Here is a 25,412-nt window from a genome sequence, read left to right as displayed (position 1 = left end):
GGAGTGGCGGGTTATCGCGGCAGGGTTTCGAGCGTTTCTAAGATCGGGCAATCGGGGCGGTCATCACCTGCGCATTTGGTCACTAAGGTCGACAGTGTATCGTGGATCGATTGCAAATCCGCGATCTTGTTTTCGATCTGAGCAAGGTGTTGTTTGGCTATGGCGCGCACGTCGCCGCTAGCCCTGTCTTTGTCATCCCAAAGCGCCAATAGATTGCGGCAGTCGTCGATCGTGAAGCCTAAGGCGCGGGACCGTCCGATGAAGGCCAGTTTGTGAATATCGGCGTCCTGAAAACTGCGATACCCGTTGGCGTCGCGTTGCGGTTTGATCAACCCGATGTCTTCGTAATAGCGGATCGTTTTGGGCGGTAGATCGGTGCGTTTTGCGACGTCTCCGATATTCATGGGCGTACGTCCTCTGCCATGGGGGCGTTGACCCAGCGCAGTCGTAACGCGTTGGTGACGACAAAAACGCTGGAAAGTGCCATCGCGCCGGCCGCGAGCGCGGGGGACAACAACAGATTGAAAAGCGGGTAAAAAACGCCTGCCGCGACTGGGATCAGAAGCGCGTTGTATCCGAACGCCCAGAACAGGTTTTGCTTGATATTGCGCATGGTTTTCTGACTGAGGTGCAGCGCGTTGACGACGCCGCGCAGATCGCCCGACATGAGTACGACGTCGGCGGCTTCAATGGCGATGTCGGTGCCTGTGCCGATGGCGATGCCGACGTCTGATGCGGCCAAAGCGGGCGCGTCGTTGATACCGTCCCCGACAAATGCGGTCTGTGTGCCGTTTTGCTGCAAGGTTTGGATCGCGGCGACTTTGCCATCGGGCAGGACCTCTGCCACGACGGTGTCGATGTTCAGCTGGGATGCGATGGCCTGTGCGGTGGCCCCGTTATCGCCGGTGATCATTGCGACGGATAGGCCAAGGTCATGCAGGGCTGCGATTGCCGCCTTGCTGCTGGGTTTGATCGGATCAGCGACCGCGATGATAGCTGCCAGTTTGCCGTCGATTGCAGCATAGAGCGGTGATTTGCCTTGTTCGCCGAACTTTGTGTGCGGGACGTCAATTGCGATCTGTTCGCGTGTCATTAGGCGGTCCGCGCCGACGAGTATTTCGTGGCCGTCGACGGTTGCATTGGCACCGTACCCTGTGATCGCCGTGAAATCGTCGGGGGGTGTCAGGGTCAGGTCCAGCGCTTTTGCTGCACGCACGATGGCGGCGGCGATGGGATGTTCGGATTGCGCTTCGACAGAGGCCACAAGTCGCAGCACGTCGTCATGCGTAAAGCCATTCACGGTTTCAAAATCAGTCAGTTCGGGGCGGCCTTTGGTCAATGTGCCCGTTTTATCAAAAGCGACCGTCTGCACTTGGCTGAGCGTTTGCAGCGCGGTGCCGCGCCGGAAAAGAACGCCCAACTCTGCCGCCCGTCCCGTGCCGACCATGATTGACGTTGGTGTCGCCAACCCCATTGCACAGGGGCAGGCGATGATCAGGACCGCGACGCCTGCGACCAATGCAAAGCTAAACGATGGGCCAAAGACCAGCCATACGATGATCGTCAGGCACGCAATCGCCATGACTGCGGGGACGAACCATAGGGTGATGCGGTTGACCAGATCTTGGATCGGCAGTTTGGCACCTTGTGCGTCGGACACCATGCGGATGATCTGTGCCAAAGTGGTGTCGGCACCCACCTTTGTCGCCGTGTAAGTCAACGCCCCGTTGCCATTGATCGTGCCGCCGACCAGAGCTGCCCCTGCAGTTTTTTCGACGGGTACGGGTTCGCCCGTGATCATGCTTTCGTCCACGTAGGATGTGCCTGCGGTCACTGTGCCATCGACCGCGATCCGTTCGCCGGGGCGGGTTTGGATGATGTCGCCGGTAATGATGCTGTCGACATCTGTGGGGGTGAAGGTGCCATCGCGTTCAACAAGGGCGGTTTGCGGACTGAGTTTGACCAGTTTGCGAATGGCGTCGCCGGTGCGGCCTTTGGCGCGTGCCTCTAGATATCGTCCGAGCAGGATGAGCGTGACGATGACTGCTGCCGCCTCAAAATACACGGTTTGTGTACCATCCGGCAAAATGGCGGGCGCGAAAAGCGCGACGGTGGAAAAGGTCCACGCAGCCCCGGACCCAAGTGCGACGATGCTGTTCATATCGGGCGCAGCTTTGGCAAGGGCAGGGATGCCTTTGATGAAGAACTGCCGCCCGGGCCACGCCAGCACGATGGTGGTCAGCACGAATTGCACGGTCCAACTGGTGCCCATTCCGATGGTGGACATCGCCCAATGGTGGAACGCGGGGATCATGTGACCGCCCATTTCGAGGATAAAGACAGGCAGGGTGAGCATCGCGGCGATGACGGTCATCTGCTTCAGGGTCGCGGCCTCTGCGGCTTTGGTGTCATCGGGGGCGGGGTGATCGTCTGCGATCAGTGTGACGGGGTATCCGGCTTTTGCGGCGGCGGCTGTGACTGAAGGTGTGATATGTGCGTCCACAGAAACCACGGTCAGTTCATCATTCGCGAGGTTCGCGGCGGCGGACACAACGCCCGGCACATCCGAGACGGCGCGTTCAACGCGGCCGACGCAGGATGCGCAGCTTAGGTTTTCGACCGTGAAGCGTGTGGTGTTTAAGGCTGCGGGGTAGCCAGCCGTGTCGAGAGCGGCGACAGCATCGGTGGCTGTGAAATCTGGTGAGACCTGCAGTTTTGCGGTTTCCGCTGCAAGGTTGACGTCTGCCACCACGACACCAGTGACCGCACGCAAAGCCGTTTCGGCGCGCCCCACGCAGGATGCACAGCTAAGCTGTTTGACGCCAAGGGTCAGAGTTTGCGGGTCGTTCATTGTGATTGCTTTCGTGTGATGATCACGAAGGGATATAGGGCTTCCAGTCACTGGAAGGTCAAGGGCGATAGATGATCTTTTGCGACGAAATGAAAGTCTGGTGACAAATCGCCCGCCAATCTGGTATACTAGAATCCATAAACCCAAGCGCGGGGGAGCGTTGGGCCGATCAACACCGAATTGGGAGGTCAGTGTGTCTAAGCGTTCACTGCAGTCACTTTGTCTAAGTCTTGCGTCAACCTATGGGGCGTAATTTGAAAGTCCTGATCGCAGGCACGGGGTTCGCGGGACAAGGTCACGCAGACGCATTTCGCGGGGCGGGGGCCGAGGTTGTCGGCATGGTTGGTCGCACGGAAAACGTCGTCAAAGATGTCTCCGCCAAGATGGATATTCCGTTTGCCGGGACCGATTGGCAGGCTGCATTGGAGATCTGTAAGCCGGATATCGTATCAATCGCCACGCCGGGTGGTGCGCATGTGGAACCGATCAAACAGGCGATTGCGGCTGGTTGTCATGTGTTCTGCGATAAACCGATGACCCATAGCGGGGAGACTGCGGTGGAGCTGCGCGATCTGGCTGAGAAGGCAGGCGTTAAAACCGCCTATGCCGCTAGTTTCCGCTACACGCCGAGCGTGCTGCACGCGAAACGGCTCGTGGCCGAAGGCGCGATTGGCGAGCCGACTGAGGTCGAGAGCATTTCGCACTTCAATCTTGATCGCAACATTCCGTTTGGGTGGTCCCATAGCAAGGACGCTGGGGGCGGGCGGCTGAATAACAACTTTACCCATTCGCTTGCGATTGTGACGTCCGTTGTGGGGGATCAAATCCTGCAAATCATGGGCGATGTCCGCGATGATCTGGGGCGTGCGCCAATTGTGGACGGCGTGCATAACTTCATGACGCGGCGCGATTTCATTCCCAAGGACCTGAACGATCCGACGCTCAAGTGGGGCGATAGCGATGTGGAGTGGTCCTATGCGGTTCTTGCCAAACTGGCTGGGCCGTTCGCCGCCAAACCTGTTTCTGTGCTTTTCAAACATGGCGGGCTTGTGCCGCGGTTCCAAGATGATCACATCATCTTCTACGGCACAAAGGGCGCGATCTATCTGAAGGGCCATTACGGCACTAGTCAGCTGTCGCATTACGGCAGCGACGGCAAATGGACGGACCTGCCGCTACCGCAGGATATCGTGGATGCGAACCCCGATGTGGCAGGCGAGACTGAGCAATGCTGGCATTACCTTGCTCGTGAATTGGTGCGCGATATCAGGGGTGAACAGGTCGCACCTTATCCGACATTTGTTCAAGGCGCGCAATTTCAGCAGATCATTGATATCATCCGGAAATCGGACGGTTGGACCGATGTGACGGGCTTGGCATAAGGAAGACCACGATGAAAATCACAGGCGCGAAGGTCTTCGTGGGCGGGCCGGGTAAGAATTACGTCACCGTCAAGATTATGACCGATGCAGGTGTCTACGGACTGGGCGACGGCACGCTGAATAACCGTGAAACGTTGCCTGCCGCGTACCTGCAAGACTACCTGATCCCGGCGATCATCGGGATGGACCCGCGCAATAGCGAAGACATCTGGCAGTTCATGTATCGCGGCGCTTATTTCCGCAAAGGTCCGATTGCGATGGCTGCGTTTGGCGCGATTGATATGGCGCTTTGGGACATCAAGGGTAAGCTGGCGAATATGCCAGTGTATCAGTTGTTTGGTGGGAAAAGCCGTGCCGCTGCAATGGTTTACGCCCATGCGACGGGGGCTGATCTGGATGATCTGATGACCTCTGTCCAGCATTATGTCGACCAAGGGTACAAAGCCGTGCGTGTGCAATGCGGTATTCCGGGGATGCCGACGGCGGGTTACGGCGTGTCGGAAACCAAAGGGGACGTTGCGAATTACATCACGGATTTCAGCGGTATTCATCCCAAGGTCGAAGTCTGGGATACGGGACGTTACATGCGCTATATGCCGGATGCCTTGATGCAAATCCGCGAACGTTTCGGGCCTGAGTTAAAGATTTTGCACGACGTCCATCATCGGCTGACCCCGCGCGAGGCGGCTGCTTTTGCAAAGGCGGTTGAACCCGTCGATCTGTTCTGGCTCGAAGACCCAACCCCCGCCGAAGACCAAGACGCGTTGAAGCTGCTGCGCCAGCATTCCACGGTGCCTGTTGCGATTGGCGAAGTCTTCAATTCGATCTGGGAATGTAACAAGCTGATTGAACAGAACCTGATTGATTTCATCCGTGTCAGCGTGACCTATGCAGGCGGCATTACCCATGCAAAGCGGATCGTTGATCTGGCTGGGTTGCATAATGTGCGAACGGGTTTTCACGGCGCACCGAGCCATTCGCCGATTTCGATGGCGGCGCAGGCCCATCTGAACGTCTGGGCGCCGAATTTTGGCATTCAGGAATATCTGGTGCTTGGCACGCCGGAGTGCGACGCCCTTTTCCCGTCTGATCATTTCCTTGAGAACGGGATGTTCTACGTCAGTGATGCGCCCGGTCTTGGGGTCGAGTTCAACGAAGAAGAGGCAGCGCAGTATAGTTACAAAGCGGGTAGTCACCCGATTGTTCGGCTGGAAGATGGTACGATGTGGGACTACTAGCGCGGCGCTAGGTCCCTTCAAAAACCCGTTGGCGCGCGTTGTTGACATGGTCGCGCATCGCGTCCCGTGCTGCGTCCGCGTCGCCCGCGACAAGGGCGTCATAGATCGCGTGATGTTCCGCTTGCACCAGTTCGAGGCGCGCCTGCGTTTTGGTCAGTGACAAGCTGCGGGTTAGATTCATGCCTGTCAGGATGTTGGATTGCATCGAACTGCGCGCGGCGAGGAAATATTTGTTGTCGGATGCTGCACAAACAGCGACGTGAAACCGTTCGTCGTCGTCCACACCCAGCTTGCCTGACACTACACAGCGATCAAGCTGATCGAGCGCCTGTTTGAGCCGAACGAGGTCATCTTCGGTCCGGCGCTGGGCGGCGATATAGGCGGCTTCACCTTCGATGGCGGCGCGAAATTCGAACGTCCGTTGGATGTCGGCGATGGACCCTACAGGCGCAAAATCCAGCATCACACCTTCGGGGCGTCGCTGCACAAATGACCCCGATCCTTGGCGGGATACGATCACGCCGTCTTCGCGTAACTGTTTCAAAGCACGGCGTAAAATGGGACGCGAGACTTTTAACTGATCGCTGAGCGCGTGTTCTGTTGGCAGCTTTTGTCCGGCGGGGAAATCACCCGCGACAATCATCGCTAACACGCTTTCGTAGGCCTGATCTGAAAGGGACCTGTCGTTTGTCGCAGGTGGTGCTTCTGACACGGGGGGCAGGATCGAATGGGGTATGACGTAGGTCTCCTTGTGCCGTGACGCGATGTGGTTGGCGCTGTGTTTCATAGCGGATTCTTTCCAAACATGCTGCAATTTTTGGCAGTGCGTTTACAAGTGTTTACAAATTTTACCGAATCTGAACAACTGCGCGAACCACATGATTGTACTGCTGGGGCGCGTTGCCACCAGCGGGCGATGAAGTTCTGGGAGGAAACCTGTGTTTAACTTTAAATCTATGAAAGCCCTTTTGATCGGTGCTGTCTCTGTTGCGGCCATGACCGCCACGTCCGCTGCTGCTGAAACTGCGTTGCGTGGTGCCAGCATGTTCGACGAAGAACACGCCTACACAAAGACATTGCGCGAATTCGAACGTCTGGTTGGCGAAAAAGCCGAAGACGTCACATTTGATCTAAGCCTGAACGGTGAACTTGGCGACGAAAGCGATTTTGTCACTTTCCTGCAGCAAGGCGTTGCGATCGATTTCGCGATCATGGCCCCGTCCAACATGGCGACATTTGCCCCGTCTATTCCGTTGATGGACATGCCGTTCCTGTTCCGCGATCTGGACCACTGGAACACAGCACTGTCCAGCGGCGTGATGGCCCCGCTTGAAGCTGAACTGTTGGAGAAAGCGAACATCCGCGTGATCGGCTATGCGGGTGGCGGTGTGCGTAACCTTGCCTCTGCAGAACCAATCACGAACCTTGAAGAGCTTGCTGGTCACAAGATGCGCGTGATGGGTGCCCCTATTCAGGCGCAAATCTTTAACGCACTGACGGCTGCACCTTCGGCGATTGCCTACAACGAAGTTTACAACGCGATCCAGACGGGCGTGATTGCCGGTTTCGAAAACGAAGCGGCGTCGATCCAGAACCTGAAGTTCTACGAAGTGGCCCCGAATATCACGCTGACAAAGCACGCGATCACAGTGCGTCCTTTGGTGATGTCCGAAAGCACATTCAGCGCTTTGTCTGACGATCTGAAGGCAGCTGTTCTGGAAGCAGGTGCCGAAGCGGGTGCATTTGGTCGCGCGTTGGAAAGCGGCCAAGATGGCGAAAAGATGCAAGAGATGATCGACGCCGGTCAGGTTGTTGTTGCAGAATTCGAAGGCCGTGATGCGCTGCTGGAAATGGTGATCCCTGTGCAGGACGCCTATGCCGCAGAGCTGGGCGCGACTGATCTGCTTGCAGCGATCCGCGACCAATAAACGTTCCTAATCTCCCTACTGCCGGCGTCTTTCGGGGCGCCGGTGGTTCTTTTTCTAGAACGGACCCCCAATATGATTGGACGTTTTTTGGACCGCCTTTGCGATGGCCTGCGGGTGTTGCTGGGCCTTCTGATTGCAGCGCTTGCGATCCCTGTCGGGATGCAGGTTTTGGCACGTTATACCGGCGTGATCCCTGTCTTTTTATGGACCGAAGAACTGGCGACGTTCATCTTCGTTTGGGCCGTGATGATCGGTGCCATGATTGCCGTGTGGGACGGGACGCATTTTGATGTGCGTGTGATCCCTGATGCGAAACGTCCATTCCTGAAGTTGCTTCAGGATGGATTTGTCCTGCTGATGATCCTTGGGTTTGCTTTGATATTTGCGTGGTACGGCGTGGAATATGCTGAATTCGGCTACATCCAGAATTCGACGATGATGCGGGCCAATATGATGATCACCTATATTTCTGTGCCCATCGCGGGCGTATTGTGGACCGTTTTCACGGGCTACCGACTGTATGAAGCAGTCCAGACTTACAAAAATTCGAAGAAGGCAGCGGCATGATTATTTCAACAGGTCTTGCCTGCGCCATTCTGGTTGGCGGTTTCATCCTTCTGGTCGCGCTGCGGGTGCCTGTCGCGTTTGCGCTGGCGATTTCCACGGTCCCGATTGTGGTGATGGAGCTGCGTCTGACCCCGTTCATCGTGCTTGACCGGATGTTCCAGTCTTACAATTCGTTCATTCTGTTGGCTGTGCCGTTCTTCCTTTTGGCTGCAAACCTGATGAATTCAGGGAAGGTGACAGACAAGTTGATCGATTTGGCCCGCGTGTTGACCGGCTGGATGCCCGGCGGATTGGGACATGTGAACGTCGCCGTGTCGATGTTGTTCGCGGGCATTTCCGGATCATCCACAGCGGACGCTGCCGGTTGTGGTAAAATCCTGATCCCTGCGATGATCAAAGAAGGTTACGACCGCCGCTTTGCAATCGCGATCACCGCCTGTTCGTCCGTGATGGGCGTGATTATCCCGCCTTCGATCCTGATGATCGTCTGGGGGGGCGTGATGCAAACCTCTGTCGGGGCGTTGTTTTTGGCGGGTGCTGTGCCCGGCATCATGATCGGTTTAGCCTTGATGGCGACGGTTTATGGCTACGCAAAGGTCTACAACTACCCGATCATCGGGAAGCCAAGTTTCAGCGATATTGTAACTGCCTTTAAGGGCGCCTTCTTGGCGATGTTGACCCCGATCCTTGTGATTGGTGGTATCGTCGGCGGCGTCGTCACCCCGACGGAAAGCGCGATTATTGCGGCGGGGTATTCGTTGATTTTGGGCATGTTTGTCTACCGGACCGTGACCGTCAAAGACCTTGGTCACATCTTTTATGACACAGGCCGTTTTGCGTCGATTTCACTGTTCGCGATTGGGTCGGCGTCGGCGTTTGGCTGGTTGCTCGCGTTTTATCACGTGCCGCAATTGGTCGTGGATACGATGACGGCTTGGCAGTTTGGCACCTTTGGCACGGCTTTGGTGATCGCCGGTTTGTTCCTGTTCTTTGGTCTGTTCATTGATGCGATCCCCACGATCATCATTTTGGGCACCGTGCTGTTGCCTGTCGCGACCGCGGCAGACATCCATCCGGTTGTATTTGCGATCATCGGGATTGTGTCGCTGGCTTTTGGTTTGGTGACCCCGCCTTACGGGCTGTGTTTGTTGATCTCGGCCTCTATTGGCGGCATGAATGTCGTGCAGGTGATGCGCGAGGTGGTGATTATCCTACTGCCGATGTTGGCGATTTTGTTGCTGATCATTCTGTTCCCTGAAATCGCGCTTTGGCTGCCCCGCCAATTGATGCCCGACACAATTAACTAGGCTTTGATATGACGACGGATACGTGCCGCAAGGATGCGCAGATTTGGGCAAAGTGGTTTTGGACCGACTATTTTGGTGACTGGTTAGCGAAAGTCCGCGATGGCGATGCGGGTGTCTTTGACAAGCTCGACGTGCAAGGACGGCCTGATCCGGCGGCAACAAAGTCGGTGCTGGCGCAGGCGCGGACTGTGTTCACCGTGGCCCATGCCGCGCTGCAGTCGGGTGATCCTGCGTTGACTGCAGCGGCGGTTTCGCAGGCCGCGTTCTTGGACCGCTATCGTAAGGCACCGGGGCTATATCGTTGTGCGGTTGGCGCGGATGGGACGCCCACGGGGGATGCGCTGGATGAAGCGGCGCGCAGTTATGACCAGACTTTTGTGATTTTGGCGTTAGTGACGCTGAAGAGACTGGCCCCTAATCCCAGCTATGACACCTTGATTGAAGATTGCTGGGCTGCTTTGCAGACCACCTTGACGGATCCGGCGACTGGTTTGTTATTGAACGATGACATCGGGGCCGACCTTAATCCCGCGCAAAACCCGCATATGCACCTTTACGAGGCGTGTTTGCAGGGGTTTCGTATGACGGGAAAGCCGCTTTGGTTGGACCGGGCCGCCGGGGTCCGCCGAATCGGGGTGCAGCATTTCATGGATCAGGACAGCGGCAGTATTGTTGAGTTTCTGTCACCTGAACTTGATTCGCTACCGGGCAACGATGGGCTGCGCCGCGAAGTCGGGCACCAATGCGAATGGGCTTGGTTGTTGCTGGAAGAAGCGGATTTGGCGAACGATCCGAGTTTGCATGACACAGCGATGAAACTGTTGGCTTTTGCCGATCAGCATGGATTTGCGCGCGATGGTCTGGCGTTTGATGCGGTGGTGGCTGATGGGACGGTATTGGAAGAAACGTTCCTTTTGTGGCCCCAGACCGAAGCAATTAAAGCCTATGCATTGCGGCACGCGGCGGGGGACAAAACGGCAGGTGATAAGGCCTGTACCCTGATGTGTTTGATGTTTGAACGGTGGTTCAAAGATCGTCCGGTTTACATCAATCAAATTGATGCGGCGGGCGACACGATCTGGCCGGAGGCGCTGACGCGGTTGATGTATCACGTGGTAATCGCAATGACCGAAGGCGCGAGGGCAGGTTTGTGGGGCGCTGCACCACGTTCACTGGCCAATTAGGCCAGTGGTTTTGATGTGATCCGAAACACTGCAAGTCAGCGCAGGTTGCCCGCTGTCAAATGAGGTTACGTTCCTTAGCGATCATCGCTGCGTGGGTGCGGTTGCGGGCTTCCAATTTGCGGCTGAGCGTTTTCACGTGCAGCTTGATTGTCACTTCTTGCAGATCCAAGTCCCGCGCGATTTCTTTGTTGGATTTGCCTTCGCAAATGCCCATCAGAACGGACGTTTCGCGTTCAGACAGGTTACCAACGGCCTTTTCCTGCACCTGTTTCATGAAATCAAAGGGCGCGTAAACTTCGTCCATAATCATGAACTTAACAGCGCTGACCATTGATTTGGACCCGAGCGTTTTGGGGACGAACCCCACTGCGCCTTCTGTAATTGCGTCTTGGGCAATTTGGGGTGATGCAGTCCCGGACAACAGCGCGACACGACCATCGTTTGTCGCCGTTTTCATACGTTTGAGGCCTGTGAGGCCATTCATGCCGGGCATGTTGTAATCCAAAAGGACCAAATCAAACGCGACGCTGTCTTCAACTATGGCGAGTGCTTCATCAAGCGTGCCCGCAGTTTCGACGACATTGATACCGTCGGACGCCAACAGAAACGAAGCGATCGTTTCACGAACAAGATCATGATCATCAGCAACTAGAATACGCATACTATACTTTCTATCTACCTCTTTTGGCAGACTACAATAAAAACGATTGGGGACCTAACCGAATTGGTATGATGGACCTCTTACAACCTAGATACCACGCATTTGTGGCAAATTTCTGCTAAAGTAGATAACTTTTAAGGTTCTTTGTACCAACATTGCCTGATGCATAAGTGTGCGATTCTTTGGACGCTAGAATTTATCCTTTCGGATAGTTTGTTATGCGTATGAACATAATGAAGTTGCGACAACTCGTGCTAGGACGGGAACGCGCCCGCGTATCTGGGCCTTATAAGAGGTAAAAACTGCCAATGACCAAAGCTTATCAGTTGTTAGCCAAAACGTTTCTAAGTTTCTCTTTGTTGACGAGCATCGCACATGCTGAGGGTGAAGTGCTTCTGACCGTGACACACGGCGAAAGCGTTATTGAATACGACCAAGACGGCCTTGACCGTTTGGGCACCGTCACTGTTGAAACATCAACAATCTGGACCGACGGGGTGTCATCCTTTACCGGTGTTCCGCTGCGCAATTTGGCAGAAACGCTTGAAGTCACCGAAGGCGTTTTTCTAGCCTCCGCGATCAATGACTACACGGTCGAAATCCCGATGTCTGATGCGGTCGAAGGTGGCGCAGTGATTGCGTTCCTCAAGGACGATGAACCGATGTCGGTACGCGACAAAGGCCCGCTTTGGGTGATCTATCCGTATGACGATAACCCTGATTACCAGTCGGAAGTGACATATTCGCGCAGCATTTGGCAGCTGGATCGCATCGAGACGAGCGAATAATGCTATTTTGCCGACCGCAGCAAGGCCTGCCGGAGAATCGCAAAAAATCACTTGGACGAAACAGGTGGGTTAGCGCCGCGTTGATATGCGGCGTTGTGATAGCGTGCATGGTTGGGATTTACGTTCTCAGTTCCGATGCACGGCGCGAAATCAACGCATTGGCCACTGCAAATGGGGATAGCACGCAATGGTCGCTGGCGCAGTCCGAAGTCGAACTATTGGCACTTTTGTCTGAAGCACAACGGACCGACCTGCCGGAAGAAGAGAAGTTGCGCAATGTCCGGCGGCGGTTCGATATCTACTATTCGCGTGTAAACACGATGCGTGAAAGCCAGGCATTGGCTGGGCTACGGACCGAACAAGCGGCTGTCGACAATCTGGATGCCATGTCCGTTTTCGTGGATGATCTAGTCCCATTCATCGACGGGCCCGACGATGCCTTGGCCGCTATGCTGCCAGATTTAGTTACAAGGATTGAAGCGGTCCGACCGTTGGCGCGTGCGACGTCCGTCTTGGGAATCGAACATTTTGCAGAACTCTCAGGCGAGCAGCGCGAAAACGTTGCCAATGCGTTGACGCGCCTTGGTATTCTCGTTTTCCTGCTCGTGACTGCACTTTTCGTTGTCGTCTTTGCGCTGATGCGTTCCATGTGTCGCGCTGATCGCGATGCTGCTGAAAAGTTGATGACCCAACGTCGGATGGGCGTCATTGTGCAGACGTCGCTGGATGCAATTGTTGTCGTTAATTTGGACGGCAAAGTCATTGAGTTTAATGAGGCCGCTGAGGAAGTATTCGGATACACGCGCGACGAAATCGTCGGGACAAAAATGTCCGACTCGATTGTGCCGCCGAAGTATCGTGAAGGCCATGAAGCTGGGATGGCGCGCTATATTCGGTCCAAGGAAGCCCATGTTGTGGGTAAAGGGCGTATTCAGTTGGAAGGGATGCACAAAAGCGGGCGCATTTTCCCTGTCGAATTTTCGATTTCTTCGGCTGAAGGGCCAGAGGGCGAAATTTTCGTGTCTTACCTGCGCGATATTTCTGAACAGATTGCCAAAGAAGAAGAACTGGTGCGCGCCCGTGATGAAGCGGTCGCTGGCGAACGGGCGAAGGCGGATCTTGTCGCGGTGATGAGCCACGAAATGCGCACGCCGCTCAATGGCATCGTCGGGGCGCTTGAATTATTGCGGTCCACTGATTTGGATAAAACCCAGTCGAGCATGGCTGATGTGATGGGCACGTCGTCTGACATGTTGCTGCAACACGTTAATGACGTGCTGGATATGTCGCGTCTTGAAGCTGGCGCTGAAGAAAAGATTCAACGGCCCTACGATCCGGTCGCTGTCACACATGAGTTGTTGGAAAGCTTACAGGTCGCGGCTGAGAAATCGAAAAATACGCTAGAATTGAAAGTTCTTGATCCGCAGTTTGATCGTGTGATGGGCGATGCGACGAAGTTACGTCAAATTCTGACGAACCTTGTGGGCAACGCGATCAAATTTACTAAGCATGGTAAGATTGACGTCGAAATCGAACGCGATGCGGATGGCAGTTTTTGGGAATTGCGGGTGTCTGACGAAGGTGTCGGTATTTCCGAGGAAGACCAGCGCCGCATTTTTGATGACTTTGTGACGCTTGATCCGTCCTATACACGTGCGCAACAGGGCACGGGATTGGGGCTTGGTATTGTCCGTCGACTGGTCGAACACCTTGATGGCGAAATTGGTGTCGAAAGCACCTTGGGCGAAGGCACTGTATTTTGGGTCCGGCTTCCGACAAATCTGGCTATGGACAGCCAGACGGCACCCAAGACGAAAAGTGAAACACACAAAGCTGACGAGCAGTCAGAGGTAGCAGACGGCATGAATATCCTTCTGGTCGAAGATAACGCGATCAACCGTATTGTGGCCGACGCGATGCTTAAGAAAATGGGCCACACCATCATCGAGGCGCACAATGGCGTCGAAGGTGTCGAAATCGCTAGTCGCCGATCGTTCGATGTTGTTTTGATGGATGTTAGCATGCCCGTGATGGACGGGGTCGAAGCGACCAAACGTATCCGCGCGGGCGCGGGGCCAAATGCCGATACACCTATTTTTGCGGTGACGGCCCACGCGATGCCAGCTGACATTGAACGGTTTGTTGCGGCAGGCATGAACGATGTTCTTGTGAAACCGCTGAGTATTGCGCGCCTGAATGAACTGTTGAACGGTGTGACCGTAGATCGTCCGGTGCAGGGTGATGACCTGTTGGATCATGAATTGATCGGTGATTTGGCAGATGCCGTCGGGTCGGAAAAGCATCACGCATTAGTAGGCGATTTCATCGCGGAAGTTGATGACGCGACGGGCCGTTTTGGGCCTGAGGATCACCACCTACAGGGGGACGCGTTGCGATCGGAAATCCACCGTCTTGCGGGATCTGCGTCGGTTATTGGCGCACCTGCCTTGCGTGATCGGTTGCACCATGTCGAAAGTCTTCTCGTTGCAGAAGACTTGGCGGATGTGACTGATGCCTTGCAGGACGTGACCGAGATCTGGTCCGTCACCAAAGACGCTTTGCGGGACATGTTGGATTTGGACAGTGTCAGCTAGGTAAAGGCGATTTGGGTCTTCATGGCTTGGCTGCGATCTGATGCAATTTCAAAGCCTTTCACTGCGTCATCTAGTGGAACGGTGTGGGTGATCAGTGGTTTCACATCGATCAATCCTTTTTGCATCAGGCTGACCCCCGCGTGGAATTCTTCGTGAAAGCGGAAAGACCCTTTTAACATCAGTTCTTTGGCCGTGATCGCCATCATCGGCAGGGTCATATCGCCGCCGAGACCAAGCTGCATAATGGTCCCGCCAGGTCGCATCGCGTGGATACCCGCCGTCAGGGCAGGGGCCGCGCCAGAGCATTCGTAAAGTACATCGAATGTGCCCTTGTCCGCGCTGAACCGATCCAGACCATTGGGCGTGGTGCCCGTATTGATGACTTCATCAGCGCCAGCCTGTTGGGCCATTTGCAGTGTGAAATCGGACAGGTCGGTTGCCACGATGTGGTCGGCGCCGGCCCGTCTGGCACAGAGGATCGACAGGATACCAATCGGGCCGCAGCCCGTCACCAGAACAGATTTGCCGACCATGCCGCCAGCGCGGCGCGTGGCGTGTAAACAAACGGCGAGCGGTTCAGCCATTGCCGCCTCTGCGGGCGTCAAATCGTCTGCCACGGCGCATTGTGCGGGATCGACGTTTAACACCTGTTGGAACGCGCCTTGGATATGCGGGAATGGCATCGCGGAGCCGTAAAACCGCATGTTCAGGCATTGGTTTTGACTGCCTTCTAGACAAAACTTGCAGGATTGGCATGGACGGGACGGGGACACGGCCACCAATTGACCAATGTCCAAGCCTGTGACGCCTGCGCCCAATGCGGTGACGTGACCGGCGACTTCGTGCCCCAGAACCATGGGTTCGCGTAGCTTGATCGTGCCAAACCCACCGTGGTGATAGTAATGCAAATCGGACCCGCAAATGCCGCCAGCCGCCATGGTGATCTGCACTTCGCCTGCTGCGGGTGGGGTGATTTCGCCTTTGTGTATCCGCAAATCTTTGGGCGCGTGGATGACGATGGATTTCATATCTGCGGTGCCTTTCGGGGTGGTGGCCAGCATTGCTTGACACCAATTGTTAACGATAACATAAATGCCGCCAAACCACTTGTCGAGAGTAAAGGAAACGCGGATGAGCACGGCATTATTTGATCTGACAGGTAAACGCGCCTTGATTACAGGTTCATCCCAAGGGATCGGTTTCGCCTTGGCAAAAGGAATGGCAGCAGCAGGCGCAAGCATTGTTTTGAATGGGCGCGATACCGGGAAACTGGATGCCGCCGCTGCCGCGTTGCGCGAGACGGGTGCGACCGTGGACGTGTTGCCCTTTGATGCGACGGACCACGACGCAGTAAAGGCGGCTGTGGATGGTTTTGAGGCTAAAACTGGCGCGATTGATATCCTTGTGAACAATGCAGGCATGCAGCACCGGACCGCGCTTGAAGATTTTCCGGCTGATGCGTTCGAGCGCCTTTTACAGACGAATATCGCATCGGTTTTCCACGTTGGCCAAGCCTGCGCGAACCATATGATTAAACGCAAGGCAGGTAAGATCGTGAATATAGCGTCGGTACAAACCGCGCTCGCGCGTCCCGGTATTGCGCCTTACACGGCCACAAAGGGCGCGGTTGCGAACCTGACGAAGGGCATGGCGACCGACTGGGCGCAATATGGCCTGACCTGCAACGCATTGGCGCCCGGGTATTTCGATACGCCGTTGAACGCGGCCCTTGTTGCTGATCCGGAGTTCAGCGCGTGGTTGGCCAAGCGCACGCCAGCGGGGCGCTGGGGCAATGTCGAAGAACTGGTTGGCGCGTGCATTTTCCTGAGCTCGGATGCGTCTACTTTTGTGAACGGTCATTGCCTGTTCGTGGACGGCGGCATCACGGCGTCGCTGTAATGTTTTACGTTGTGATGGGCGTATCCGGCTGCGGAAAGTCGTCGATTGGTGCCGCTTTTGCAGATGCAATTGGTGGCGTTTTTGTTGATGGTGACGACCTGCATCCTGCAACAAATGTCGCGAAAATGGCGGCTGGTACGCCGCTGAATGACGCCGACCGTGCGCCGTGGTTGCGCGATGTCGGGGCTGCGTTTCGTGAACATGACGGTGACGTGGTGATTGGCTGTTCCGCCTTGAAACGCGCGTACCGTGATATCATCCGTGACGCGGCGGGTGGGCCTGTGACGTTCCTGCATTTGCATGGTTCTCAAGCGGTTATCGCGGAACGTATGGCCGCGCGGGCCGATCATTTTATGCCGACAGCGTTGCTCGACAGTCAGTTTGCGGCGCTTGAGATGCCGGACGCGGACGAAACGGCCGTGACGGTCGATATTGATCAACCGCCCGCTGCGATTGTTGCGGCTTTCGTGGCGAACACAGGGAAGGATTTCGCATGACGCTAAAAATTGCATTGATCGGGGCAGGGGCCATGGGCGGCGCAATTGGAGCGCGTTTGGTCGAGACGGGGCAATCTGTTGTGGTCTTTGATCTCGACGCAGACAAAGCCAATGCGTTGATCGCAAAGGGGGCCGTCGGCGCAAATTCAGCGGCGGAAGCCGCGGCCCATGCCGACTACGTCATCACGAGTTTGAATGCGCCGCATATCGTGGAAGCCGCCATGTTTGGTGAGACCGGTGTCGCTGATGGTGCAAAGCCCGGCACGTTGATCATCGATATGTCGTCGATTGATCCCGATGCCACAAAATCATTTGCGGAACGTGCTGCTGGTCTGGGCCTGCGGTGGGTCGATAGCCCGTTGTCGGGTGGTGCGCCAAAGGTGGCCACTGGTGAACTGACGTTGATGGTTGGTGGGGCCGAAGAGGACTTCGCGGACGCCCATGACGTTCTGGAGCATCTGGCGAGCAATATCACACATATGGGGCCTGCGGGGGCTGGGCAGACCACAAAGCTGATCAATCAGGTTCTGTGTGGTTTGAATTTTCTTGCGGTGGCCGAAGCCACGCAATTGGCGCTTGATGCGGGCGTCGATGCTGCGAAGATTCCGACTGCGTTGAAAGGCGGGCGTGCGGATAGCGCGATCTTGCAGGAATATATGCCGCGCTTTGTCGCGAAGGATTACCGCCGGACGGGCCGGATCGACAACATGGTGAAAGACCTCAATGGGGCGCAGGACCTTGCGCGTCGCACCAATACCGCGATGCCGATGACGGCGACCTGCGCCGAAGTGCACAGGCTTTTGACGGCTGCGGGATTGGGCGGTGAAGATCAGGCGGCGTTGATGGAATATTTCACAGGCCCGCCAAAGCTGGCGGATTAATCCGGATGAAACGCAGCCCCACGATGAAGGACGTCGCGAAAGCGGCGGGCGTTTCGGTCATGACCGTGAGCCGCGCGTTCAAGCTGGATGCGTCGGTCGGGGCGGGGACGCGCGCGCGCATTCAGGAGACGGCGGACACATTGGGCTATGTGTTCGATAGCACCGCCGCGACGTTGCGGGCGCAGCGCAGCAACTTTGTCGCCGTGACGATCCCGTCGCTGAACAATGCGAACTTTGCCACCATGGTCGAGGCGCTGACGGGTGTTTTGTCGGCGGCAGGTTATCAAGTGCTGTTGGGCCACACGAACTATGACATGCACCGCGAAGAAGAACTGATCGCGGATTTCCTGCAACGCAGGCCGGAGGCGATTGTTGTCACAGGTGGGCGGCACACGGCGCGGGCACGCAAGCTGCTTGCCGCTGCTGGCGTGCCTGTGTTCGAGACGTGGGATTTGCCGGATGATCCGATTGGACATGTGGTGGGGTTTTCGAACCGCGCTGTGATCGCGCCGCTTGTGGATCATCTTCTGGGGCTTGGTCATAGCAAGATCGGGTTTATCGGCGGGGATACTGACAGCGATACGCGCGGCATTGATCGGCGCGCGGGTTTTGTGACGGCGATGGCGGCGCATGGGCTTGATCCGACGCGGCTGATCGGTTCGGGCGCGCCGCAGAACCCTATGCAGAACGGGGCCAAAGCGATGGCTGCATTGCACGAAGACTGGCCCGATACCACTGCCGTGATTTGTGTGTCTGATCTGGTGGCGTTTGGTGCCCTGTCAGAATGCCAGCGGCGCGGGATTGCGGTACCGGACGATATGGCTGTGGTCGGATTTGGGGCCTACGATATTGCAGGCGCTTGTGTCCCAACGCTGACGACGATTGATCCGCGACCAAATGCGATGGGGCAAACGACGGCGCAGCATGTGATCGCGATGATGAATGGGCCGCAGGATCAAGTGGTGGTTGGGATGGACCCCGTGCTACGGGTCGGTGGTTCAACGTTGGTGCAGGTCTAGAACGAAAAAGCCCCGCCAAACGCTGGGATTGACGGGGCTTCGTATTGTTGTGTTCGTATCGCTTATTCGCGGTTGCCGAGCAACTGCAGCAGGAACATGAACATGTTGATGAAGTCGAGATACAGGTTCAAGGCACCCATGATCGCAGACTTTGCCAACCATTCTTTGTCGCCATGTGCGGCGTGCGCGATGTAGTCGGTTTTGATCTTCTGTGTGTCATAAGCAGTCAAGCCTGCAAAGATCAGCACACCCAAGATGGACACAGCAAACGCGATTGCGCCGGACTGGAACCACAGGTTCGCGATGGACGCGACGATCAGGCCGATCACACCCATGATGAGGAAGCTGCCCCATGCAGAGATGTCTTTCTTCGTGGTGTAGCCCCACAGGGATAGACCCGCGAATGAGATCGATGTGATCAGGAACACCTGTGCGACCGACATGCCTGTGAAGGCTGCGAAGATCCAAGAAATCGACAGGCCCATTACGGCTGCGAATGCGTAGAAGAACAATTGCGCGCCAGCAGCGGACAATTTGTTAATCGCGGCACCAAAGGCAAAAACCATGCCAAGTGGTGCGAACATTGCGATCCAGCCAAGAATGTTTGGCTGCAATGTGTTTGGGTCGCGGAAGATGCTGAGCAATGCGGGGCTAGAGCCTACGGCCCATGCCACTGCGAATGTGACCAGCATACCTACAGACATCGTGCTGTAGACTTTGTTCATGTGGGCGCGAAGCCCTTCATCAATCGCCGCCGTGCGGACCCCGCCCGCCGTCTGGATTGTTTGATATTCAGCCATGGATACCTCCAAAAAAGAACTGCGGACGCCAAGGGCGACGTCTTGGGGTAGATATTGGCAGGGAAGGCCGGTTTTTCAAGGGGGTAAGGTGATGCAAATGCGTTATTCTGACCGAAATACGCAGGAAAGCCTCACCTTGGTAAATGCGGCACTAAAAACGGACCAATCTGCGACCGAAGTTTGGTCAATTTATGGGGTGACGACGACTTTGCCAGTGGATTGACGGCTGCGCAAAAGTTCCAATGCGTCGGGTGCTTGATCAAGCGGAAGGACATGGCTGACGTGGGGCTTCAGTTTCCCGTCCACGTACATCTGGAACAATTCTGCCATGCTTTCGGTCAATGCATCCGGGCAAAAGCTCAAATACCCGCCCCAGTAGAACCCTATGACGGTGATATTTTTCACCAAAATAATATTTGCCGGAATTTGCGGCACTTTGCCGCTTGCGAACCCGATCGTGATGACGCGCGCTTCACGGTTGCAAGCGCGTAACGCTGCGTCAAATAGGTCGCCGCCCACTGGATCGTAGACGACATCGGCACCGCCGAGCGCTTTGACGGCTTCTTTGACATCTTCAACTTTGCTGTCGATGAGGTGGTCGGCACCCGCCGCTTGCGCATGTGCCAGCTTGTCAGCGCCGCGCGCGACGGCGATCACAGTCGCGCCAAGCGCCTTGCCGATTTCAACGGCCGTTAGGCCAACGCCGCCCGCAGCACCCAAAACCAACAGCGTCTCGCCCGCCTGTAAACGGGCCCGCCGCGTCAGCGCCAAATGCGATGTGCCGTAAGCGACCATGAAACCGGCGGCGATGGAAGATGGCATGTTTTCAGGGACTTCGCGGCAAAGGTCTGCCTGAAAGACGCCCTTGTCAGCCAACCCGCCCGATCCACCAAAAACGACAACACGCGTGCCGATGGCCGGCGATGTGACGTCTTCACCAAGTGCTGTGACCGTGCCGCAGACTTCCATGCCGAGGGTGAAAGGTACGTTAGGTGTTTCCTGATATGTCCCCTTGGCCATCAAAAGATCGGCGAAGTTCAAACCGCACGCCGCAATGTCTAACTGGACCTGTCCTGATGCAGGTTTAGGGGCCTCGATATCGGCGAATGACGGTGGATTTTCGTGATCGGTAACAAGGTATGCGCGCATAAAGGGGGATTCCGTCATCGTTTTTTGTTCAGTTCATATTAACCTATATCGGGTAAGACTGAAGGTGAAGCATCCTATCTAGAGCATGTAAAACGACCAGAATGCTGCCGATGAACGATTATACCTGTCCTTAAGGTAAGGTCAGGCGCTGCAACCGTTGCGTGTTTTGTGCTATAAGGTGATTGCACGTTTGTACAAGACGATCCGGGACGGGATGGTCGAGACAAAACAACCTAGTCGTAGCGCTAAACGCCGCGCATGGGACGTGACAGTTAGGAAAATGAAATGAGTCACCCAGTAGACGTACATGTCGGGAAACGCATTCGCCACCGCCGGTGGATGAACGGGACAACACAACAACAGCTTGCCGAAAAAGTCGGCATTAAATTCCAACAGATTCAAAAGTATGAGACCGGAATGAACCGCGTCAGCGCATCCCGCCTTTGGGATATCGCAAACGTGTTGGGCGTACCTGTGTCATTCTTCTTTGAAGGCATCGAAGATGCTGGCAACCCAGTGGAAACTGGCGCCGCAGATATGCCTTCTGATATTTTGACCGACAAAGAAGCGCTCGAATTGCTGCGGTCATACTACGCGATCCCAGAGAATCAGCGCCGTCGCTTGTTCGATCTTGCGCGCGTACTCAGCGAAGCAGCATAAACGATTGTTGACCTGACGCGGTCTGGCGGGATACCGCTACATTGGCCGCGTCAGGGAGATTTACGTGCAACCGATTGATACCAAAACTCAAAACGATCTTGTACGTGTAGCGCACCTGCTGGCAGACGCCGCCAGACCAGAAACGCTAAAGCATTTTAGACGGACCGACCTTTCGACCGACAACAAAGACGTCGATGGATACGATCCGGTCACAATCGCCGATAAAGCCGCCGAACAGGTCATGCGCGCAGTCCTCGCTGAGGAACGGCCAGACGATGGTATTCTAGGCGAAGAATTCGGCACAAAACCCGGCACCTCTGGCTTCACGTGGGTTCTTGACCCGATTGACGGGACGCGCGGCTACGTCAGTGGAACCCCGACATGGGGCATTCTGATTTCGGTTGCCGACGCGACGGGCCCACTGTTTGGGGTGATTGATCAACCTTACATTAATGAACGTTTTGTAGGCGGATTTGGTCAGTCTTCGATGACTGGACCGCTTGGGGAACGACCGCTTGGAACACGGAAATCGGTTGCGATTGACGAAGCGCGTTTGCTGACGACATTCCCTGAAGTCGGGACAGCCGCCGACGAAAAAGCATTTCGCAAAGTCGCGCAGCAAGTCCAGCTCACGCGGTACGGCATGGATTGTTACGGCTATGCGTTGCTGGCGGCGGGTCAGGTCGATCTTGTGATCGAAGCGGGTCTTCATCCTTACGATATCCACGCACCGATCGCCGTGATCAAGGCTGCGGGCGGCGTTGTTTCGAATTGGCAAGGCGGTGCTGCGCATAATGGCGGGCGCGTTATTGCGGCCGCGAATAGCGAAATTCATGCTTTGGCGCTGTCTATTCTTCAGGACAGTATCGATGGCTAACACGCTGATAAGGAACGCCCAGATTGTTCTGACGATGAACGACGATAGGGCGGAAATATCAGATTGTGACATCCATATCAGTGATGGCGTTATTGCGGCGGTCGGTCCGAACTTGTCTGTGGCGGACGCCGAGATCGTAAATGCTGACGGCTGCGTTGTGTCACCGGGGTTGGTGAACACGCATCATCATTTATACCAGACGTTGACCCGCGCGGTGCCCGGTGGACAAGATGCGTTGCTTTTCGGGTGGCTGCAAACGCTCTACCCGATTTGGTCCAAGTTTGGCCCCGAAGAGATGTTCGTTTCTGTCCAGATCGGGTTGGCTGAATTGGCCTTGTCCGGTTGTACGATGACGTCGGATCATCTGTACCTCTATCCCAACGGGTCCCGATTAGATGACACGATTGCCGCTGCCGCAGGGGTCGGCATGCGGTTTCACCCGACGCGTGGCGCGATGAGCATCGGGGAAAGCGACGGTGGCCTGCCGCCTGACCATTTGGTGGAAGATGAAGCCGCCATTCTGAACGATAGTATTCGTGTGATTGATGCCTTTCACGACCCAAATCCAGGGGCGATGGTGCGTGTCGGTGTGGCGCCCTGTTCCCCGTTTTCGGTAAGCCGCGAATTGATGCGCGACGCCGCTATTCTGGCGCGGGACAAGGGCGTGATGATGCACACGCATCTCGCTGAAAACGATGAAGATATCGCTTATTCGCTGTCTCAGTTCGGGTGCCGCCCCGGACAATATGCCGAAGATTTAGGTTGGACCGGCGATGATGTTTGGCATGCGCATTGTGTCAAATTGGATGACTGCGAGATTGATCTGTTTGCGCGAAGCAGGACGGGTGTCGCGCACTGCCCGTGTTCGAACTGCCGCCTTGGGTCTGGGATCGCGCCTGTGCGTGCGATGCGGGATGCAGGCGTGCCTGTTGGGCTGGGTGTCGATGGATCGGCGAGCAACGATGTCGGCAATCTGATGTCGGAGGCGCGTCAAACGATGTTGTTGCAACGCGTCGCAAACGGCGCTGATGCGATGAGCGCGCGGGAAGCACTTGAAATTGCCACACTTGGGGGCGCGCAGGTCTTGGGGCGCGATGATTGCGGTCAAATTGCAGTTGGCAAACGCGCGGACATTGCGATTTGGGACGTTAGCGGCGTTGAAAGTGCGGGTAGCTGGGACCCTGCGGCGCTTATTCTGGCCGGACCAGCGAAAGTTCGCGATCTTTTTGTCGAAGGTCGGCAAATCGTGGCTGACACAAGAATGGTTTCATTCGGTCTTAATGAAGCCATCGTAAGACAGAATAAGTTAGCGCGAAAGCTAGCTGAACTCTGACTGACGGACCAAACTTATGCGAATTTTGATGATGATGGGCCTGTGCGCCTCTTTGATGGGCTGCATTATTGTGCCTGTTCCCGTGACCGTATCCTCGGGGTCGTATCGCCCGAGCGAAGCACCGTTGGCCGCAACCGCCCCCGCGATTGCCGCGTTTGATCGTCAATTTGCAGCGTTGCGGGCCCAAAATGGGTTGCCGCCGTTGCGGTCTAATGCGGGGCTAGATGCGTCCGCATTGGCGCATAGTGTCGATATGCGCGCGTATAACTACGTTTCCCACGAAGATCGCAATGGCCTGCGGGCACAGGGCCGTGTGCATCGTGCGGGTGTCACGCGGTGTGGGATCGGCGAAAACATCGCGCAAGGCCAGAAATCTGTCGAAGAAGCGATCGCTGCTTGGATGAATTCGCCAGGCCATCGCCGCAACATGTTGAACCGCAACTACGCCAGCTATGGTATTGGTCGGGCAGGGGATTACTGGACGCTTGTCTTCGCGTTGTCTTGTTAAGTCACGCGTGAACCTGCCACCCATACATCTTTGATGGACCGGTCGTCCCCCATCATGATGGTCGGAAATAGCTGATCCCAAACGTTTTCCGCTGATTTGACCCGTTGGGCGATCAGCGGGGTCGCGGCAAGGTCAAGTACGGTGATATCGGCCATGGCACCTGTCCCGAGGTGCCCGATCTCACCTGATTGATGCAGCGTCGCCGCCGATCCTTCGGTCGCTAACCACATCAATTGGGCAGCATGCAAGACGTCGCCGCGCAACTGGCCGATTTCGTAGGCCGCGGCCATCGTGCGGAGCATCGAAAATGATGACCCGCCCCCTGTGTCAGTTGCCAGCCCCATCTTCACGCCCGCGCGGGCCAAGCCAAGCACATCGCATAGGCCCGATCCGATAAAGGTATTCGATGTCGGACAGTGGACGACGGCTGCGCCAACCTCTGCCAAGCGATCAATTTCTCGCGGTTCAAGGTAGATTGAATGGCCGTAAAGCCCCTTTGCGCCCAACAGACCGTGTGTTTCGTAGGTATCAAGGTAGTCGCGTGACGATGGATACAGATCCTTGACCCACGCGATTTCAGGCAGTTGTTCGCTGAGATGTGTTTGCATCAGGCAGTCAGGGTTTTCTGCCCACAGATCGCCTAACGCCTGCAATTGATCGGGTGTTGATGTCGGTGAAAAGCGTGGCGTGATCGCGTACGTCGCGCGACCTGTGCCGTGCCACTTTTCCAGCAGCAATTTACTGTCGTCATAGGCTGACTGCACCGTGTCGACCAACGTGTCAGGCGCGTTGCGATCCATGCAGGTTTTACCTGCGACCACGGCCATGTTGCGTTGGGCAGCGGCCCCAAAGAATGTGTCGACGCTTTCAGGATGAATGGTGCAGAAACTGGTCAGCGTTGTGGTGCCGTGCGCCAGCGCCAGATCAAGCGTATCGGCGGCCACGGCATCGGCATAAGCGCGATCACCAAAGCGGGATTCTTCTGGAAATGTGTAGGTGTTGAGCCAATCGATAAGTTGTTTGCCCCAGCTCGCGATCATCCGCGTTTGCGGATAATGCATGTGCGCATCGACAAATCCAGCGTGGATCAACGCGTCGCCATAATCAACAATTGTAGCGTCGGGATGGGCGCGTTTCAGCGTGTCGGCATTGTCCACTGCCGTAATCTGCTCACCAGTGATCAGCACACCGCCTGCGCTATTGTGATGCGTCACATTTTCCCACGGCGTCAGCAATGGATTGCCCGAGAACGATAGTGTTTGTCCAAGAAGAAGATATTGTTTCATGCC

24 protein-coding genes are annotated in these 25,412 nt (G+C 55.9%); 16 read left to right on the top strand and 8 right to left on the bottom strand.

Annotated features, from left to right (window positions below; genetic code table 11):
- Positions 1-11 precede the first annotated feature (11 nt).
- Positions 12-404 (bottom strand): Cu(I)-responsive transcriptional regulator, encoded by a 393-nt coding sequence (cueR, locus tag AC0L7R_RS13765; protein WP_348108595.1) that lies wholly within the window; start codon positions 402-404, stop codon positions 12-14.
- Entirely contained in the window at positions 401-2,851 is a 2,451-nt protein-coding gene (locus tag AC0L7R_RS13760) for a heavy metal translocating P-type ATPase (RefSeq protein ID WP_473657431.1), read from the bottom strand. The genes cueR and AC0L7R_RS13760 overlap by 4 nt, the downstream gene beginning before the upstream one ends.
- Before the next feature lie 254 nt (positions 2,852-3,105).
- On the opposite strand from AC0L7R_RS13760, the gene AC0L7R_RS13755 reads away from it, so the two are divergent.
- Complete coding sequence (locus AC0L7R_RS13755) at positions 3,106-4,233, top strand: Gfo/Idh/MocA family oxidoreductase (protein WP_473657429.1); 1,128 nt, start codon at positions 3,106-3,108, stop codon at positions 4,231-4,233.
- Between the two features lie 11 nt (positions 4,234-4,244).
- Entirely contained in the window at positions 4,245-5,471 is a 1,227-nt protein-coding gene (manD, locus tag AC0L7R_RS13750; protein WP_473657428.1) for a D-mannonate dehydratase ManD, read from the top strand.
- A 7-nt stretch (positions 5,472-5,478) separates the two neighbouring features.
- Here the strand turns inward: manD and AC0L7R_RS13745 are convergent, their stop codons facing one another.
- A complete protein-coding gene (locus AC0L7R_RS13745) occupies positions 5,479-6,258 on the bottom strand; it encodes an FCD domain-containing protein (protein WP_473657427.1) in 780 nt (259 codons plus the stop codon).
- A gap of 151 nt (positions 6,259-6,409) precedes the next feature.
- Between AC0L7R_RS13745 and AC0L7R_RS13740 the strand changes: the two genes are divergently transcribed.
- The 4 genes from AC0L7R_RS13740 to AC0L7R_RS13725 all read left to right on the top strand — a co-directional run bounded on the left by AC0L7R_RS13740 (position 6,410) and on the right by AC0L7R_RS13725 (position 10,457).
- A complete protein-coding gene (locus tag AC0L7R_RS13740) occupies positions 6,410-7,399 on the top strand; it encodes a TRAP transporter substrate-binding protein DctP (protein ID WP_473657426.1) in 990 nt (329 codons plus the stop codon).
- Positions 7,400-7,471: 72 nt separating this feature from the next.
- Entirely contained in the window at positions 7,472-7,966 is a 495-nt protein-coding gene (locus AC0L7R_RS13735; RefSeq protein WP_473657424.1) for a TRAP transporter small permease subunit, read from the top strand.
- Positions 7,963-9,273 carry a TRAP transporter large permease subunit gene (locus tag AC0L7R_RS13730; RefSeq protein ID WP_473657423.1) on the top strand — a complete coding sequence of 437 codons (1,311 nt, stop codon included), beginning with the start codon at positions 7,963-7,965 and terminating at the stop codon, positions 9,271-9,273. Before AC0L7R_RS13735 ends, AC0L7R_RS13730 begins: the two co-directional genes overlap by 4 nt.
- 8 nt (positions 9,274-9,281) lie before the next feature.
- Positions 9,282-10,457, top strand: coding sequence for an AGE family epimerase/isomerase (locus AC0L7R_RS13725; RefSeq protein ID WP_473657422.1), 1,176 nt, complete (start codon positions 9,282-9,284; stop codon positions 10,455-10,457).
- Positions 10,458-10,512: 55 nt separating this feature from the next.
- Here AC0L7R_RS13725 and AC0L7R_RS13720 read toward each other — a convergent pair whose 3' ends face one another.
- The gene (locus tag AC0L7R_RS13720) at positions 10,513-11,118 is read right to left on the bottom strand and encodes a response regulator (protein WP_473657421.1); all 606 of its coding nucleotides are present in this window, start codon (positions 11,116-11,118) and stop codon (positions 10,513-10,515) included.
- A gap of 308 nt (positions 11,119-11,426) precedes the next feature.
- Here AC0L7R_RS13720 and AC0L7R_RS13715 point away from each other — a divergent pair, with 308 nt between their 5' ends.
- Together AC0L7R_RS13715 and AC0L7R_RS13710 are read left to right on the top strand one after the other, a co-directional pair.
- Positions 11,427-11,906 (top strand): molybdopterin-dependent oxidoreductase, encoded by a 480-nt coding sequence (locus AC0L7R_RS13715; RefSeq protein ID WP_473657420.1) that lies wholly within the window; start codon positions 11,427-11,429, stop codon positions 11,904-11,906.
- Positions 11,907-12,013: 107 nt separating this feature from the next.
- Positions 12,014-14,500, top strand: a complete 2,487-nt coding sequence (locus AC0L7R_RS13710) for an ATP-binding protein (protein WP_473657419.1) — start codon at positions 12,014-12,016, stop codon at positions 14,498-14,500.
- On the opposite strand, the gene AC0L7R_RS13705 is transcribed toward AC0L7R_RS13710, so the two are convergent.
- Positions 14,497-15,528 (bottom strand): alcohol dehydrogenase catalytic domain-containing protein, encoded by a 1,032-nt coding sequence (locus tag AC0L7R_RS13705; RefSeq protein ID WP_473660427.1) that lies wholly within the window; start codon positions 15,526-15,528, stop codon positions 14,497-14,499. The genes AC0L7R_RS13710 and AC0L7R_RS13705 overlap by 4 nt on opposite strands.
- Positions 15,529-15,631: 103 nt before the next feature.
- Between AC0L7R_RS13705 and AC0L7R_RS13700 the strand changes: the two genes are divergently transcribed.
- From AC0L7R_RS13700 to AC0L7R_RS13685, 4 genes are read left to right on the top strand one after another with little or no spacing between them, the layout of a single operon-like run.
- Positions 15,632-16,399 (top strand): SDR family oxidoreductase, encoded by a 768-nt coding sequence (locus tag AC0L7R_RS13700; RefSeq protein ID WP_473657417.1) that lies wholly within the window; start codon positions 15,632-15,634, stop codon positions 16,397-16,399.
- Positions 16,399-16,896 (top strand): gluconokinase, GntK/IdnK-type, encoded by a 498-nt coding sequence (locus AC0L7R_RS13695; RefSeq protein ID WP_473657416.1) that lies wholly within the window; start codon positions 16,399-16,401, stop codon positions 16,894-16,896. The genes AC0L7R_RS13700 and AC0L7R_RS13695 overlap by 1 nt, the downstream gene beginning before the upstream one ends.
- Complete coding sequence (locus tag AC0L7R_RS13690; protein WP_473657414.1) at positions 16,893-17,777, top strand: NAD(P)-binding domain-containing protein; 885 nt, start codon at positions 16,893-16,895, stop codon at positions 17,775-17,777. Before AC0L7R_RS13695 ends, AC0L7R_RS13690 begins: the two co-directional genes overlap by 4 nt.
- A 5-nt stretch (positions 17,778-17,782) precedes the next feature.
- A complete protein-coding gene (locus tag AC0L7R_RS13685; protein WP_473657413.1) occupies positions 17,783-18,796 on the top strand; it encodes a substrate-binding domain-containing protein in 1,014 nt (337 codons plus the stop codon).
- Between the two features lie 62 nt (positions 18,797-18,858).
- On the opposite strand, the gene AC0L7R_RS13680 is transcribed toward AC0L7R_RS13685, so the two are convergent.
- Positions 18,859-19,596: a Bax inhibitor-1 family protein gene (locus AC0L7R_RS13680; protein ID WP_473657412.1), complete on the bottom strand. Its 738-nt coding sequence runs from the start codon at positions 19,594-19,596 to the stop codon at positions 18,859-18,861.
- A 189-nt stretch (positions 19,597-19,785) separates the two neighbouring features.
- The gene (locus tag AC0L7R_RS13675) at positions 19,786-20,745 is read right to left on the bottom strand and encodes a zinc-binding dehydrogenase (RefSeq protein WP_473657411.1); all 960 of its coding nucleotides are present in this window, start codon (positions 20,743-20,745) and stop codon (positions 19,786-19,788) included.
- 285 nt (positions 20,746-21,030) lie between these two features.
- Here AC0L7R_RS13675 and AC0L7R_RS13670 point away from each other — a divergent pair, with 285 nt between their 5' ends.
- The 4 genes from AC0L7R_RS13670 (at position 21,031) to AC0L7R_RS13655 (ending at position 24,123) form a co-directional block, all read left to right on the top strand.
- Positions 21,031-21,405, top strand: coding sequence for a helix-turn-helix domain-containing protein (locus AC0L7R_RS13670; RefSeq protein ID WP_247125954.1), 375 nt, complete (start codon positions 21,031-21,033; stop codon positions 21,403-21,405).
- A 73-nt stretch (positions 21,406-21,478) separates the two neighbouring features.
- Positions 21,479-22,282 carry a histidinol-phosphatase gene (hisN, locus tag AC0L7R_RS13665; protein WP_473660425.1) on the top strand — a complete coding sequence of 268 codons (804 nt, stop codon included), beginning with the start codon at positions 21,479-21,481 and terminating at the stop codon, positions 22,280-22,282.
- Positions 22,275-23,615 carry an 8-oxoguanine deaminase gene (locus tag AC0L7R_RS13660; protein ID WP_473657410.1) on the top strand — a complete coding sequence of 447 codons (1,341 nt, stop codon included), beginning with the start codon at positions 22,275-22,277 and terminating at the stop codon, positions 23,613-23,615. The genes hisN and AC0L7R_RS13660 overlap by 8 nt, the downstream gene beginning before the upstream one ends.
- 16 nt (positions 23,616-23,631) lie before the next feature.
- On the top strand, positions 23,632-24,123 hold the full coding sequence (locus AC0L7R_RS13655) for a CAP domain-containing protein (RefSeq protein ID WP_473657409.1): 492 nt from the start codon (positions 23,632-23,634) through the stop codon (positions 24,121-24,123).
- Here AC0L7R_RS13655 and guaD read toward each other — a convergent pair.
- Positions 24,120-25,409 (bottom strand): guanine deaminase, encoded by a 1,290-nt coding sequence (gene guaD / locus AC0L7R_RS13650; RefSeq protein ID WP_473657408.1) that lies wholly within the window; start codon positions 25,407-25,409, stop codon positions 24,120-24,122. The two genes, AC0L7R_RS13655 and guaD, sit on opposite strands and share 4 nt — an antisense overlap.
- Between the last annotated feature and the right edge of the window lie 3 nt (positions 25,410-25,412).

The organism is Yoonia sp. D2-7 (assembly GCF_055809435.1).
This window is presented reverse-complemented; position numbering and strand designations above follow the sequence as displayed.